This window comes from Yersinia aldovae 670-83 (genome assembly GCF_000834395.1).
Lineage (GTDB): Bacteria > Pseudomonadota > Gammaproteobacteria > Enterobacterales > Enterobacteriaceae > Yersinia > Yersinia aldovae.
The window spans coordinates 158,715-173,983 of sequence record NZ_CP009781.1; the positions used below are offsets into that span (position 1 = coordinate 158,715).

Here is a 15,269-nt window from a genome sequence, read left to right on the forward strand (position 1 = left end):
GGCTTTACTCTCTTCATATGCTTCGGCATAAACTACCATCAGCGCAGTATCTTCGGCCAACTGAAGTATTCTGGGAGAGGGATAAACGTAGTCTTTGGCGTCGTCCTGGAAGTTGTGCTGATAGATACAAAAGCCGCTATTAAACGGCCAAAACCACTGTGATTAAGCACCAGACAACCCCAGGCTAAGCCGATAAAGGCTTTTTCTTCATCACTGATATTTTGATTATTAACTCGCTGACGAAGATATTCTGTCGGTTCCGGCTCCCAGCGCCCCACATCACCTGCCGCACTGAATAGCGCCCAGAAGCACGCAAGCTCGCCTTGATCGGGGATAGTTATACGACATACGGTAATCGTTTCAGTCATACTCTTCACCATTAGGTTCAGAACCGCATTGGTAGCTGTTGGTCAGTGCGCTCGATAAGGCTGAAGAGACCTCCAACGGTGTCGCATTGGCAACCGTTATCAGTCTTAAAAACAGGCCAATACCCCGTTTAATGCAGCAAGATGCCGAGATATAATGGCGCTGGCCTAATTCGTTTATCACATCGAATTCACCGCGTAAGCTTGCATTACGTCCTGTGTTAAAGATGTCACTATATCTCTGTGGATAAAGGATATATTTAACACCCATTTTCAGACCACCGTTCCAGTGAATGTCATTCACTGTCGGGCTATAGACATCACCACATTTGGGTTCATTCGTTTCAACAAACTGGTTAGCGTCCCGGTAATCAACTGAGGATAGTTTTAACTTCTGGCACGCTTCACAACGATAATTAATCATGATGCTACCTCCTTAAATTATTGCGACCAGGAGTTCCTATTCGAACGTGACAGGACGTGTTATATGGTCGCTGATCTTTACATGTGGGGTATTGGCCCGAACGTAATTGTGCGGCAAAGGTTCTGGCCAGGTTTGCGGTTTTGCCATAATGTGATGCTTTTCTGTTCGAAATGCAGCCCTGAGCACATTTGGCATTCGACGCGGCCATCTCGCTGGCAAACGCCTCAACACCCTGTGCCCGGTAACCATTTATCACTTCGCTGGTGGCTGGAGTTTTCGGTATCAGCTGAACAGCATCGATAAAACTGTGGTGTTCAAGATCGGGAACCCAACACTCATCAGTAATGAATATTTTTAATGTGGCATTTTCAGCCACCAACTTATGTATCAGAGAAAGAGTGTCACTGGTGACTGGGGGGTGACGACCCAGTGCCTCGGCAATTTGTGTGAAGGTATTGAGTGCTGCGTTATGTTCAGTTTCAAGATTTTTATAAGATCGCTTCATAGGTTCTTTCCTGAATAAATAGCGTCATCAAATGGCCGATATTCATACTGCGGTTACTCTGGTGGGATCCCCGAGTACAAAGACGCGATGAGTAAAATTGGTCGGATCTTTTTGGGCGGTATAGCGTGAGTCCGACGCGACCCTGCATTCAACACAAGCGCCACTGATGGCGTATCGAACATGATGGCCGCGAGTGCAAGGCGTTCCGATATAGGTCCTTTTACCTGCTGCACGCGCTGCGGCTTGTTCAGGTGTCATTTTCATGGGCATACCGCTGCTCCTTCTGCCAGTTCATTGAAGCGCGCAAGGAATGCACCGCGGACTTGAGAGGGCAACATGGGGGATATCGCCATGTTTTTTACCGGAATGCCGGTTAGCATCGGCCTGGTTTTGCCGTCCCGGATATCTAATTCCTTAATTTCGGTTGCCAGCATGATCAGGTGATAAAAATCCACTACGTCAGACTTCTCTGACGGGAGAGCAAATTTCTTACGGATCGCGGTATCAACCAGGCTCTCAACGATTTGATAGTCTGGTAATAACTGTTTGAGCGGGGAGGGGATATCTCTGCAATAGGCCGCCGACGCGTCATGCAGGAGTGCCTCCAGTGCATATTCAGGAGGAACCAGTTGACTGAGTAACAATGAATGTTGGGCTACTGAGTAGAATGCGGAAAGATGTCCGGCAAAACAGCACTCATGGGATAAGGATTGAGTGATATCTTCAATACAAATACTCTGAAGTGTCGGATTTAAATAAGTAAAGTTAAGTCCAGAAAACGTAGTAATACCTGTCATAAATAGACTCCATACGGTTTTTAGCTAACAGTTCGCCTAATACCCATCATTGGGGTATTTGAATGGATACAATTAATAATTTAATTAATTGTTGTTTATATCTATTAATAAACATTTCAAGTTTGATATTAAAAGGTGCTGATAATTAAAATGATAAATATGACATTAATATTTCCTCCATTCGCTTTTTATTAAACTGCGTAAAAAGGGCGGCAGGCCTGCTAAAACAGTTTCTTCACTCTCCCTGGTGGTGGTTGATTGAAGTACAGGTACAGCCGCTAAAATGACAGCAACAACAATGGAACATATCTGTATCTTTGCCGAAAGTATGGGTGGACGATTAATCAGTGCCGCGCCATGAAGAAATCAGATATTCGCCTTGTACTTGCAACAGAGATGAAAGATTGGACACTGCCCGAAGATGCTGTTTCTGGCAGTCCTTCCCCTGAAACCTGAGTAAGCTGAGCTTGAGTAAATTTAATTCTGCGGTCATTTGAACTGACGTCCAAAGTTCACGCAGCCTCTCTTGATTATCTTCTCTGGCTGAAGGCGTCTGGTTCATAGGGTCTTTGGCCGTTACTTTCGTGGCGGGAGTGAAGGTTCCATCAACACTCCCGTCGCTCTCCCGATTAACGAAAAATTTATTTCTATCAAATTCGATAACCAATCTAATAATATTATCGCTTTCCATTCATCATCTCCTTAATGGGGGGATTCACGCCCTTGTGGTGCTGGTTATTTTTGCTAGCGTCAAGTTGTTAGTATTAATTGTCGTTCATATCAATTCGGTTAAGATAATTCGCTTACTGATACGCTTATTTATATTTTCATTATATGTACTCTTAGATTTGCGACGCTCCTCACTTTGAAGAACTATTGCATGTCGCTAATTGCGGAGCAAGAGGATTTTAAATCTATTTACTTATATTGAGAATAATAGGATATAAAAATAGTGAAGTTGATTTTTAATTGATAAATATCAATTTTTTATATTGTTTATTTTGATTCAAAGCCAATGGAAGGTAATTATTATGTTTGAACTTAAAAGGATTAAAGCAGGAATTTATGTAAGGACTGCCTGTGTTAAGCAATCTCCACAGGCAGAACAAACTCAAACTCAATACTTAAGTTTTCGGCTGAGAAAAACCAATACGCCCATAATTTTTACATCTTCATTTATTTCAATGAGAGGTAATCGGTGATCATCAACACTAAGAAAACATTTGCCTGCAACCTCTAAAAAATGAAATAAAGAAAATTCGGCATTTACTTCAGCAAAAACATAGTCTTTGGTCTCAGGTTTTATATTGTGATCTATAACTAATAGGGTGCCTGCAGGAGCTATTCCACACCCACTATCTTTTTGAAGTATATATGCCTTGGCATGAATACTCACATCAGATGGTACTGTAACTAACTTGTTAGTTTTACCGTTAATATTCCATATAGGAACCTGAATTTCATCACTATATGTAGATTTAGGGGCGGAGTTATAATCGTTAATATCGCCAAAGAAAAGCCACTGAGCCGGCACTCCTAATACCTTAGATAGCATCGAGATCTCTTCTAGCTTTGGTTCTCTATCTCCGCTCATCCAGCCACTAACGGTAGACCTGCCTCTACCAATACGCTCTGCAATAGATTCGTGAGATAGCTTAAGTTGAGATGCTCTGTCTCTTGCTCGTTCATACCATTGCATGATTTATATCCTTCCTGATCGCATTGTCTAATGGTCGCATATTGCGGAATTGTTATGTGTTGACTTTCTCGGAGTCGCTAACAATACTCACTCCGAGATACGCGACCATAAGAGGCGAAAAATGACTCCTTTATTGAATTATAAAACAACTCATTCTTTAACCCTAAAGGGTCTTTGCATCCAACTTGGTGAATCAATCAGGTACGAAAAAGCTCTCGGCGATATCGTAAATGGGCATAGAAGAACGCCTGCTGAAAAGGTAATCCGCTGGGCTGAGAAAACAGGAATTCATCCATATTTGTTGAGGCCAGATATCTATCGGAAAGATCATTTTCCAGGAAGATTTAAACAGATCATTTGAATTAATATCACCACTAAGCAGGGAGCTATATTGTGGATAACAGGGACTTTCCAACACAGCCCGATATCACCGCCGCTATACATAAACTGATCACTTCAACTGCGGGTGGGTATGAAGGAGTTGCACAGCAACTTGCCCACAACGGCACCGATAATGCCCTTCGAAACCGCGTTCGCCAGCACAACGGGCAAGCTATACCACTCGGCATGGCCGTTCAACTCGAATCTATAACGGGACGTACTGATATTACCGAAGCGATGTGCAAGCGCGCGGGTGCTGTGATGGTGATATTACCCAATATCGTTCAAATTCATGATGAAGAGCTGCATGAACGCTTTTTAATGTTTGCCGCAAAGTACGGTGAATTGCATCAAAAATTTATTGAGTACACCGCTGATGGTGAACTTGATCATATTGAAGAGATTAAATTCGACCAGTGCGTTCATGAACTCATTCAGGTTATTGAGGGAATAAGACTTTTATCTAAAGCCGTTTATAAAAGACATTGCCCTTCCTGCGCGAGCAGCACTTAAGGGGAAAATATAATGGAGCCGATTAAATTACTCAATAGGTATTACAAGGATCGTCGGGGCATCCGTGTTCACGTTATTGCTTATAACTGTTCAACAGGGATGGTTATTTATCGTCGGGATGATTATGAGCATCAATGCTCAATATCGCTCAGGCGCTTTAGGAAGAACTTTACACGGATATATTTATGAACAGAATATTTGATGTGGTTCAGTCCCTGGCGGGTCAGAAGAATGTCATTGTCATACCTGTCCCGTATTTGGATTTTTTCAAGAGTGATCAGCAGTCCCATATGTTGGGGGCTATCTTGAACCAACTGGTGTACTGGTCCGGTATACCCTCTAGCCTGGATGATGGCTGGTTTTATAAAGATTATGAAGAGTTGGCCAGCGAGATCCGTGGCGTTACCGCAGATCAAGTCCGTAAGGCATCAAAAAAGATAATACAAAACTACTTGCCGGGCGTTATTGAGAGCACAACGCGTAAAGTGAATGGCGTGCCAAAGAAGCACTGGCGGCTTAATGGTAGTGCGCTTATCACCAAGATATTTCCGCAAGCGTTGGTTCCGACTGAACTACCGAATGGAAATGGCCAGGAAGCCGAATCGGAAGGGCAACGTGGGAAGTTGGATTCGGCAGTATTGCCGAATGGGAATGGTGACATCCCCGCGCCAGAGCAGCATGACGACCCGTTGGATTCGGCAGAACTGCCGAATGGAAACGGCTAAGTAGCCGAATGGAAATGGCAGAATTGCCGGATGGAAACGGCCAAGAAGCCGAATCCTATCTTTATGCAGATCACTACACAGATCGTAACATACAGATCAAAAAGACTGTTGGTCAGTCGCCTGCGGCAACCGACCCGCAGCCAGTTGATTCGTTAAAAATTGACTACCTCGAAGTGCTCGAGGCTTACCACGCCACTTTGCCCGAAATGCCTCGAGTGCTGGACATGACGGAAGATCGCAGAACCAAGTTATACGCACTTTGGGAAAAATATGACCTCAGTCAGGGGAGGTGGGCCGCCTATCTGCGTTATATCGCCAAAAACTGTCGTTGGATGCTCGAGGAACGCCCCGATCCTGTCTCTGGCAAAATGTGGCGACGTAAGAGTTTCGATTATCTGATTACTGAAAAATGCTATTTGTCTGTCAAGGAGTTGCGCGCCAATGACCTGCCAAAGGTGCTAAAAATTGATACCGTTGCTCGCCAGGATGCGTTCGAACGACTGGTGAGTCATTCAGGGAAGCCACAGAATGCCGTGGAGGAAGCCGCTATTTCGATGGCTCGAGGATTGGGGCGCATGAATGAAACCTCTGCATTCATCGAGTGGAAAGGGATTTGGGCCAAAGCCCTGGAGCAGGTGAGCGAGAAGGAACTGCGGGGGCTGTTACCATGACGGGTTTTACCCAAACTCAGCATGCTGACTTCTTGTGGGGGCTGATAACGGAAGAGGTGGCTGTGTGAGAGATATTCAGCTAGTGCTTGAGCGCTGGGGCGGGTGGGCGGCTAATGTAGAGAATGAGCTTGATTATTCGCCTATCGCAGCGGGTTTTAAAGGGCTTTTGCCCAATACTGCCAAACCACGGCTGTCGTGTTGCGACAATGATGGCCTGCTAGTTGATGCCGCCATAGGCCGACTGAAAAAGGCCGGTCGCACAGAAGATTATGACCTGATTGAACAACACTATAAGAAAGGAATATCAAAATCAGCAATAGCCAGAAAACAGAAGTGTTCTGAGGGGAAGATTAGACTAAAACTTATGATGGCTGAAACTTTCGTGGATGCCTGCCTGATTATGGCCGGTGCCAGGTTAGAAATGGATGAGTGGACACATAAATCTGATAGTGGCTGATACTGGAAAACGGTATTAGCTCAGATCTGTTGTGACAGTGTTCTGTAGCAAGGTGCGGATCAATCTGGCAGTCCGCTAAGAGCTAGGAGCGGAGGTTTGCGCATCATGCTCATCATCTCGATTAAACCTTTTTAAAAGCCTCAAATATGACTATGGGTCTGTGACGATTTAATCATGACTTTTCCAGCCGCGACCTAAGCTCGAAGCTCTTCATAAGATACGATGACGTGCTCCCGGAAGGCAGGACGGGAGGAAAGTCGCTCATAATAAGAGAGCAAAGCGGGCAAAGGTCGTCGAATCACGTTGATGTCGTAATAGCGGTATAAAACATGGCCAAGTTGTATGTCGGCCAGGGTAAAGTCATCGCCAGCTAGAAAACGATTCTTTCCGAGCTGCACTTCTGCGACAGAAAGATTTTTCTCCAAATTTGCCATAGCATCTCTTATCTCATTTTCGTCACGTTGTTTCTCAGGTGTGCGTACAACACGCCAGAACACAGGCGCGGTGAATGCCATCGCAACATTAATTTTTGACCACTCAGCCCAGCGATCAACATTCGCCTTTTTCAGTGCATCTGTAGGCCAGAAGCTTTTCAAACCGTAGGAATTTGCCAGATAGCGGAGAATTGCGCCTGTTTCCCACAGTGGAAGAGCCGAACCATCCTGTAGAACCGGAACTGTTCGATTTGGGTTTAACGAAAAGAAGAAATCTGTATCAGTCCCCCCGTATGTATGCCCTATATCGTGCCTTACATACGGCAGCTCCATTTCTCCAATGCACCACATCAATGCCTGTACATTCGAAGATGTTTTTCGACCCCATACGGTTAACATATTGATCCCTTATCAGTCTTACATAGCGGTGCATTTATCATACGAATTCGATTACGTACCAAAGTTGTGAACCTAATAGCCATATTCGCGTTCTGATAGAAATTCCAGCAGATGAAGAAGAAACCTTTCTTCGGAGTATAGTGGTACACGGAATTTGTATTCTTCCGGAACGGTTAACGTCCGCTGTTGGCACGAAACGGACAAATTAACTGGGCTGGGGGTCCACTGTGAGCGAAGAACGGAAGTTCAACAGATTTTTTACACAGTTAGTTTTCGAGTCGATTTTAATTCTTTCACAGATGAGTGAGCCTGGCACCTACCATAAACGACGGAAGAGTAACTGCGACCCGTGTCATCAATTATCTGACAATGGCACTTAAAAGATTCACCTGATGTTGAGCATTCATTCAAATGTTCGTGTTCAGCATTAACGTTAAAGTCGATCGTAATGCTAGCTTCACTTATCCAAAAATCAGGGATTTGTTGCTTTCTTAACAAACGCGCGAGCATGGCTGCATAGTGGAGTACAACATAATGTCTCAGATTACAGTGGGGGGCACTCTTAGGAGGAGTAAGGAAAAACCCCATAGTGCTGAGGTTGTTATTAATAGCTAATAACTTTAACTGGCCAATAGTCCAGAATCCTTTGAAATCGTTGTTACGGCTTACAAAGCTCTCATTAAGAGCATTGGCTATGCCCCTCAGCTCAACTCGACGTGCCATTGTTTTCCTCGATTGCTTGGCAGAAATCATGATAGCAACAGTAAGCTCTAGTGATACCCCGCGCCAATCTTTAATGTGCTTTTCGTGATTCTGAATAGTTACTAAGTAATCAATATGCTTAGCTTTTTACGATGTCTGCTCTTGGCACTAAGTGGACGTTGGCAAATGAATAGCCATGAATATTACTAGTATTGCCAAGTATCAATCAACGGGGAGAAGGTCACAGTGTATAGTTATATCTGAAATCCTTAACAATCTCTTAAGAAACCAGCATGACTCGTCCCTCCATGAAAGCCTTAGTAGATTTGCTCAGTAAGTCCCCCACCTCACCACCACCTGAAAAATGGCAGGATCTGGAATCGCATGTTCAGGGCGTCTATCAGCAACTGCTCAATATTCAAGGTAACAAAACCATGGTAGCCCGTAATGTGCAGATTTCGGGTAGAGAAGGCAGCAGCTATCAGATAGACGTTTATTATGAATTTGAGATGGCAGGTATACGCCATCGCGTTGCTGTAGAGTGCAAGAACCGCTCCCGGCCACTGGAGCGAGATAGCGTATTAGCCTTTCATGCCAAGATACACCAATGCTGCCTAAGCCATGGGATTATCGTATCTTCAGGTGGTTTTCAGAAAGGAGCGCGCGAATTTGCTGAACAAAATAACGTTACACTCATGGATTACTCTGAGTTGCCCTCCATTGGCAATCTTCTTTCTCGAAGACTGACAAATGTGGTTATTCCCGATGAAGACACGATAGGTCAGCCTTTCTGGACTATTTTTGATACTGAGGAGTATTCACCATTCGGACACATCGACGCGAAGAACGAAATCATGACAGCTTTCTTGTTCCTCTCCAGAGCTCATGCCCAGCGGTTTATAAAGGGCCAGAACTTAGGTACTAAGTGGCAGGTTAGGGGAATGGCTCAGCGACATCTTTCGTGCTATATCCTAACCTGTGATGCGTTTAACGCAAGATATGTCATTGCCCGGCCCGGGTATGCTGCTGGTGTGCCAGAAAATCAGTTCTTGTTCGATGAAATCCGGAGAAAAGACTTGATCAGCGATTTTCACGAGGGCGTTGATTTGCCAAAGGAGCCAAATACCGCACACGGGTACCGTTCAATTTTCAAGAAAAAATCAGGCAGGTAAATTTATAGCGTCAAGGTCCGCTGTTGGCACACTGCTGCTCAGATTAGGGGATTGCTCTGTGCAGCAACAGTGTCATACCAAATCTGAGTCGATACACATTATCTACTAAGATGAAGTACGTCCTTCATCTACACTCTGTTAAGCGGGGGAGTCTCGCCAAATTTTGTAAGGTAGTTCTGAAAGAATGACTGTTCGAGTTCGGTGGGATAATCACTAACCCACATAAACATTCTTAGATGCTCATACGGGTAACGTTTTTGGTATCGTTCATCGCTCCAATAACGCTGCCCGGTCTGGTGCTTACTCTGCCGATACTGAAAGCTAAAAGAACGTGCAAGGTCGCCTGTGCGATGACAAAATAGTTTAGCCTTGCCGATGTACAAAATCCCATTATGGTCATCACCTAATACTCTCGGTATGGTCAGCACTTGCCCCGCATTGTCAAAACTCCGCAGAACGTACACACCGCCAGTGTTAAAGTATGCAGCATTTACGGTAACGTAAAATTCTTTATTCGGCAGAAGAAGATCGGAAAGTTTCTGCTCGAAACTATACCCACTAAGATCCATTTCCTTTACACCCTTATTTTCATTACATAGGTGATTAGTTCGCCTCGCAGGTTTCGTAGTATCGAGTTACTAAAATCCCATAGGGATAAACCATATTTGCTCAGGCTTGAAAGAGAAAGCACACGACTGACCTGATCCCCGTAAATTAACATAGCACAATGCTTAAACGTCCGCTGTGGCACTAAGCAGACAGAAATGAGCGTTCTCTGTTCGCGATGATTTTTGTACGGACTTGCCATCAGGCGATGCTCTGGGTGGCAACAGGCATTCCAAATCCGCAGACAACTTCTCTGGTGAGCAGTTTTTTCCTTTTCGTGTCGATTATTTAAACAGCAATGAAGAAAGCCCTATAATCATTACGATGCTCATAATTACCTGAATCAAGACGACAAAAAATGCAAGCGCACCAAACACAGTGATTTTTCGACGAAGGATGAACGTAATACCGGAAAGTACAGCACCGAACAGAACTGTTTTAATTATGTATGATAACGGCACTATTGCTGTGTGGCCTGTATGTACACCGACCATACCAATTAGACCGATAAACAGGCCACCACAAAAACCCCACCCCCAGAATGTCATCGGCAAACTTAACTGCCCTGTTACCAGCTTTTTCAACACAACTGTATCCCTTCTATAATGTCAATTTATTAACAATTTCTATTCGTCAGGCATTCTGTCCCACAACAAGATTTAGTCTCAGCTAAAGACTATTTTCCCGAGCGTGAATCCTGGATTGTACGGTTGATTTTACATTCTGAAGCAGAGCCACACGAGAGCATTCATCAGAAAGGCCAACATACTGTATCAATCAGTGGAACAGCATAGCTTATTGGCAATTGGATGCGATTATTTAGCTCTCGCGCACAACGGCTTTATTGCTACAAAGGTGAGTAACGTCCTTTCCTGCGATGGACAGATCACAATGTGAATAATCGCTTCTAGTCTGCTACTACCCGTAGCATGTCGTGGCCGCCTGGAAAGGCCAACTGCACAGAAGATTATAACCCGATTGGACAACACTATGAGAAAGGAATATCCAAGTCAGCGATAGCCAGAAAACAGAAGTGTTCTGAGGGTAACTAAAACCAGCGATTCAATACCTACATAGTATTGAATTATTTAGGGTATTTCTTTGAATTTAAGTGCTTAGTGATGCCTCTGAAACAAAGTTGTTAACATAGGTTACATCTGGTTGAATGACAGTCGCTTTTTGGAGCAAGGAGGCTATGTGAATAACCAATACCAATGGTTGCAACCATTCAATAACCAATTTGGTGATGGGATGGTTTATCGGCAATTTGCCATCGGCAGCACGCTTTATGCAGTTGGTTTTGAAGAAATTGAAACGATGGGCGATTTAACACGAAAGGGGATTGATATTCTAAGAGTAGACCCTGCGTTCAGATTCCCGAATAACGGGGTTTGGGGTGTTATTTTTGATGAAGTCGATCCTTCTTCTATGGATTTTAAAGGTTTTCAGCATATTCAGCACCCTGGAGTCATGGGGGGCAGGACACTATACAACGTTACAAGTACAATTCTTGAGCATTATACTGTGTGTAACGCAGGAGCATATGTTTTTTCTGCTGCACCAGACCTGTCTCAGTTACGTGGTACTGATTTAGTAGACATTTATAGCCGAGCGCTTGGTATCAATGGTCATGAGAAAAGTAAACTATTCTCAATGCTATTCGAAGGCTGGCAAGCATTTAGTGATGTAGTAACAGGAGGTAGAGGTTATGTCGTTACAACTGAAAGTTATTGATCTTCACATCACTTCAACTGATTGTCTCTCTCTTGATATGGGCAAGCGACTCCAGGTAGCGGCAGGACGTGACGTTAAAAATAAGCTGGCTACAGGTGAGATTAAAGTCGTCGATGGTCGTTACGTCGGCGAGAGTTTGAAGGTGAAGCGCCCTTCAAAGCTATCGTCTCAGCCAAAGAAGCCACAGCTTAAAGCATACTAAAAGAAGCCCCGAAAGGGGCTTCGTGCTATGTGCCATACTTTCCTACTTGAGCGGAAGTGAGAGCTATTGGGGGGACCTGTTCATATAAAAATCTTGTCCGAGTCTACTGGTAGAAACGAGCTATTGTTTGAGCTATGTCGATTCAGCTTCTACCAGATTAACCGCTGTCGTTGTTATCTCTCGGGCTGCATAAGTCATCATGTAATGGCACACTAAATTCAAGCATTGTATGCATGTTGCAAAGTCTCTAAGCAGGCGAAATACCCAAATAATTATCTACATCGACAGAGAAGTCTAAACACTTTTTAATTAAGGGCAGCGGAATCTTTCCGATGAGCGCATTCGAGCACCTCTCAGTAAAGCATCCAAGGTTAACTTGGAGTTACCAAATCCAGCTTACCATCAACTAAATCACAGTTACGGCAGTAATATTCACTTTTGGCGCTAAGCTGTCTTTACTCCCAATGGTTGGTATGTTCGAGGAGCGGAAGTTCGCAATTGTTTTCCCCCTGAGAATGCATTACTTAAATAGCGGTGTGTTAATCAACGGGGAGCAGGTCAGTTATGTATGCGAGAAAAAACTGGCTGGAGATCCTCATTGGCGGTGGTACTAAAAACCGGAGAGACTACACCCGATAATGTTGGCAAAGTTAACTGACCACAATTATAAATATTCTTCTTGAGGTGATAGGATGAAGAACATTAGCCCGTCAGGGGAGTGAACGAAGACGCTGTTAGCGTGTAGTTTTATTAAGGCATGGTAGCTCGTTGGTCGTGCATTTAATTAGTTTATATTCACGTACAATTAATATACTAATTACCTTGTCATACATTGCCGAAATTACCCTCCTAATCACCTGGTGACAGTCAACATTAAATCGCCTCCGCCTAACCGACGGAGGCGAGATCAAAAATTAAGGTTTACGTTGACAAATAGCAACATAATTACTGTCGTTGTTCCATGTCTCATGTTCGATGGTCAAACCACCGTTTGAACCTGTGAAATAGGCGGTAAAGTATTGACCAGGAGAGGCAGTAGATTCTTGATTCGTCCAGGCAATACCATTAGGGCTGCTTGTCAATTGTCCGTAAGTATCCATATTTCCCCATTCCCCCCATAGCGATCCGATACCACGTACATTTTCACCCTGGGCCATTTTTCCCACAAGCGGTGGCAGTTGCCGCCCAGGCACATTACACAACGCCAACGCGTCAGCCCAATTAATGCCTACTTGTTGCGGATAAAACCAATTTTCTACAGTAACAGTAAATGTGTAGGTCAGAACATTGGCATCAACGTTTGATGTTGCGGTGATAGTGACAGGACCAGAAAATTCATTGTTGAACGTCACCACACCATTACCATTGACTCCAACATTTGCTGAATTAGTCGTCCAGACAAAATCAGTTGGGCTTCCGTTCATATTAAGTGTAAAACTGGCATTTTCGAAGCCGGTGGTCGGGAAACCGTCGTCTTTTCCAAATGTATGCCCGTTCACGCTGATCCCTGTGAACGTAACCGGTGTCGTCAGCGTCACGGTAGCCGGTGCTACACCAAAGGCACTGCCGCCCACGCTGGCCGTCACACTTGCTACACCCGGAACGATGCCGGCCGTCAGGGTGGCGGTGTAGACTCCACTACTGCCTTCACTTACCGCCCCAAGAGTACCCAGTGCCGTGGTAAAGGCGACCGTTTGACCGGTGACTGGGTTGTTGTTCACATCTTTCAGCGTCAGGGTCAGCGTTGAAGTGCTGGTGTCGTCGGCCACAAGACTGGTGGGGCTAGCGACCAGCGTCGAGTTGGTGATGCTCAGATTGCTGCCGTCGGCAACAAAAGTGACATTCACATGCTGGCTATTACCGTTAACGCTCGCTGTCACCTTACTGACACCCTCCGTGGTGTTGGTCAGTGTCGCCGTGGCAACCCCGTCCATCCCCGTGGTGCCAATCACCGTGGTCACTTTGGCGCTATTATCGGCGCTAAACGTCACCACCTGTTCTGATACCGGCTTATTGTTCACATCGGTGACAATCGCCTGCACCGCATTAGTGGCGATACCGTCTGCGAACGCACCGTCAGTCGTGACCGTCAGGTTCTTTGACGTAATAGTTGTCGCACTGGGTATGACAGTCACTTGCATAGTATCGCGATTAGAAGCATTCCCCTGATTATCATAAGCCACCGCACTCAACAGATGAATATTACTGCTACTACGCGTTAGCTGATAAGGGGGTAACTTTATCGCTACCGATTGGGGTGAGACCTGCGTAAGAGTACCGCCTGCGGCTACCAGCGCAGCGCTGTCCCATTCGATACGTTCAAAGGTATATTTGGTGGTGACCTGCGCATTTATCACCGTGGTTGAACTCGCTTCAGCAGTGACCTGCGTTGGAATCAGCGCCAGCCGGATCAGTTCCTGTTTCTGATAATCCAGCACAATATTGTTGTTACGCTCAACCAGATCATAGCGGCTCCCCGCCAAGGTGCGGGTAGCTGCCACAGCTGAGGGGTCAATATGGGACTGCCAGGAATTGCCCAAGTGGTAGTTGAACTGGATATTAATACTGCTGTCGGATTTACTGCTTTTACCCGCGCGGTGGTCTATTCCAACCGTAACTAAAGAGACCGGGGTGTAATTGATGCCTGCCGTGATGGCATGAGGATCCTTCTGGCGTTTATCTTTACCGAATAATGCCACTTCATCACCATTATACTGCTCATACATTAACTTACCGCCTAATTGCGGGTAAACCGGTAAATAAGCCTCGGCACGCAGATCATAACCATTGGCAGGGCGCTCATTATAATCCGCAAAATCGCGAGACTGATGCCAGTCGGTAGTGCCGAAATAACCGTTTATAGATAACTTCAGGTAATCGGTCCAAGCTTCCGCACCGATGCCGCCCCGTCTATTATTACCAGTAATATCATTATCAAAAAAAGTATTAGCGCCGTACATCCAGTTATTTAAAAAGGCACGAACCCCTGCGCCTATATTAATCGTATTGCGACTATCTTTATTCCGTCCACCCAATTGGACAAATAGCATATTTTTCTGGCTATCATGTAAAGGAAGTAGGAGGTCAATTGCACTGCTATCAAATTCAAAGTCATCATTAGTGTTGAACTGTACACGGGCTGTACCAAACTGGCCCAGCCATTGCTGTGCTGAGCTACTGATTTCATTATTGACCACACTTCGGGCCATATTTTCTACCGATTTGGCTGTATCACTGCGGGACAAGAGTGAGGCCCCCATAGCGGCATTACTTGCCAGCCGGTTCTCCTCAACAGGAACAGTGACGTTATTATCTACCGTAAACGGATTTTTTTTACGCGGCACGTCAATTTCATCACCAACAGTTAATGTCATGAAGGGTTTGGAAAACGTGCGGTAAATATTAATTCGTTTAAGTTCATCAACGGAGATAGCGTATTTTTTTTGCCACTGACTCAACAGTTTCATTTGTATCCAGCCTGTA

Annotated in this window: 19 protein-coding genes; 8 read left to right on the forward strand and 11 right to left on the reverse strand. The window is 44.9% G+C overall.

Annotated elements, in window-relative coordinates:
- Positions 1 to 38: 38 nt before the first annotated feature.
- From AT01_RS00725 to AT01_RS00755, 7 genes are all read right to left on the reverse strand, one after another.
- A complete protein-coding gene (locus AT01_RS00725) occupies positions 39 to 368 on the reverse strand; it encodes a hypothetical protein (protein WP_042545687.1) in 330 nt (109 codons plus the stop codon).
- Positions 361 to 789, reverse strand: coding sequence for a hypothetical protein (locus AT01_RS00730; RefSeq protein ID WP_042545688.1), 429 nt, complete (start codon positions 787 to 789; stop codon positions 361 to 363). Before AT01_RS00730 ends, AT01_RS00725 begins: the two co-directional genes overlap by 8 nt.
- 4 nt (positions 790 to 793) lie before the next feature.
- On the reverse strand, positions 794 to 1,294 hold the full coding sequence (locus AT01_RS00735; protein ID WP_042545689.1) for a hypothetical protein: 501 nt from the start codon (positions 1,292 to 1,294) through the stop codon (positions 794 to 796).
- Positions 1,295 to 1,336: 42 nt separating this feature from the next.
- A complete protein-coding gene (locus AT01_RS00740; RefSeq protein WP_052489929.1) occupies positions 1,337 to 1,564 on the reverse strand; it encodes a hypothetical protein in 228 nt (75 codons plus the stop codon).
- Positions 1,555 to 2,091 (reverse strand): hypothetical protein, encoded by a 537-nt coding sequence (locus AT01_RS00745; protein ID WP_042545690.1) that lies wholly within the window; start codon positions 2,089 to 2,091, stop codon positions 1,555 to 1,557. Before AT01_RS00745 ends, AT01_RS00740 begins: the two co-directional genes overlap by 10 nt.
- Positions 2,092 to 2,431: 340 nt before the next feature.
- Entirely contained in the window at positions 2,432 to 2,782 is a 351-nt protein-coding gene (locus AT01_RS21495) for a hypothetical protein (protein ID WP_042545691.1), read from the reverse strand.
- Between the two features lie 426 nt (positions 2,783 to 3,208).
- Positions 3,209 to 3,790: a helix-turn-helix domain-containing protein gene (locus AT01_RS00755; protein ID WP_042545692.1), complete on the reverse strand. Its 582-nt coding sequence runs from the start codon at positions 3,788 to 3,790 to the stop codon at positions 3,209 to 3,211.
- A gap of 393 nt (positions 3,791 to 4,183) precedes the next feature.
- Between AT01_RS00755 and AT01_RS00765 the strand changes: the two genes are divergently transcribed.
- The 5 genes from AT01_RS00765 (at position 4,184) to AT01_RS00780 (ending at position 6,537) form a co-directional block, all read left to right on the forward strand.
- Positions 4,184 to 4,684: a YmfL family putative regulatory protein gene (locus AT01_RS00765; RefSeq protein ID WP_042545694.1), complete on the forward strand. Its 501-nt coding sequence runs from the start codon at positions 4,184 to 4,186 to the stop codon at positions 4,682 to 4,684.
- Between the two features lie 12 nt (positions 4,685 to 4,696).
- Entirely contained in the window at positions 4,697 to 4,873 is a 177-nt protein-coding gene (locus AT01_RS20340) for a DUF4222 domain-containing protein (protein ID WP_071841464.1), read from the forward strand.
- On the forward strand, positions 4,870 to 5,409 hold the full coding sequence (locus AT01_RS00770) for a hypothetical protein (RefSeq protein ID WP_200889094.1): 540 nt from the start codon (positions 4,870 to 4,872) through the stop codon (positions 5,407 to 5,409). The genes AT01_RS20340 and AT01_RS00770 overlap by 4 nt, the downstream gene beginning before the upstream one ends.
- An 8-nt stretch (positions 5,410 to 5,417) precedes the next feature.
- The gene (locus tag AT01_RS00775) at positions 5,418 to 6,080 is read left to right on the forward strand and encodes a hypothetical protein (RefSeq protein ID WP_042548439.1); all 663 of its coding nucleotides are present in this window, start codon (positions 5,418 to 5,420) and stop codon (positions 6,078 to 6,080) included.
- 64 nt (positions 6,081 to 6,144) lie between these two features.
- Positions 6,145 to 6,537, forward strand: coding sequence for an antiterminator Q family protein (locus tag AT01_RS00780; RefSeq protein ID WP_042545695.1), 393 nt, complete (start codon positions 6,145 to 6,147; stop codon positions 6,535 to 6,537).
- Positions 6,538 to 6,731: 194 nt separating this feature from the next.
- Here the strand turns inward: AT01_RS00780 and AT01_RS00785 are convergent, their stop codons facing one another.
- On the reverse strand, positions 6,732 to 7,370 hold the full coding sequence (locus tag AT01_RS00785; protein WP_042545696.1) for a glutathione S-transferase family protein: 639 nt from the start codon (positions 7,368 to 7,370) through the stop codon (positions 6,732 to 6,734).
- Positions 7,371 to 8,365: 995 nt separating this feature from the next.
- Here AT01_RS00785 and AT01_RS00795 point away from each other — a divergent pair.
- Entirely contained in the window at positions 8,366 to 9,244 is an 879-nt protein-coding gene (locus AT01_RS00795) for a restriction endonuclease (protein WP_042545698.1), read from the forward strand.
- A 128-nt stretch (positions 9,245 to 9,372) separates the two neighbouring features.
- On the opposite strand, the gene AT01_RS00800 is transcribed toward AT01_RS00795, so the two are convergent.
- Positions 9,373 to 9,813, reverse strand: a complete 441-nt coding sequence (locus AT01_RS00800; protein ID WP_042545699.1) for a hypothetical protein — start codon at positions 9,811 to 9,813, stop codon at positions 9,373 to 9,375.
- Between the two features lie 321 nt (positions 9,814 to 10,134).
- Positions 10,135 to 10,437 carry a hypothetical protein gene (locus AT01_RS00805; RefSeq protein WP_042545700.1) on the reverse strand — a complete coding sequence of 101 codons (303 nt, stop codon included), beginning with the start codon at positions 10,435 to 10,437 and terminating at the stop codon, positions 10,135 to 10,137.
- Between the two features lie 610 nt (positions 10,438 to 11,047).
- Between AT01_RS00805 and AT01_RS00810 the strand changes: the two genes are divergently transcribed.
- Positions 11,048 to 11,584 (forward strand): hypothetical protein, encoded by a 537-nt coding sequence (locus AT01_RS00810; protein WP_042545701.1) that lies wholly within the window; start codon positions 11,048 to 11,050, stop codon positions 11,582 to 11,584.
- Entirely contained in the window at positions 11,559 to 11,786 is a 228-nt protein-coding gene (locus AT01_RS00815; protein WP_042545702.1) for a hypothetical protein, read from the forward strand. Before AT01_RS00810 ends, AT01_RS00815 begins: the two co-directional genes overlap by 26 nt.
- Positions 11,787 to 12,700: 914 nt before the next feature.
- On the opposite strand, the gene yrIlm is transcribed toward AT01_RS00815, so the two are convergent.
- Positions 12,701 to 15,253, reverse strand: a complete 2,553-nt coding sequence (gene yrIlm / locus AT01_RS00820) for a YrIlm family inverse autotransporter adhesin (RefSeq protein WP_052489930.1) — start codon at positions 15,251 to 15,253, stop codon at positions 12,701 to 12,703.
- Positions 15,254 to 15,269 lie beyond the last annotated feature (16 nt).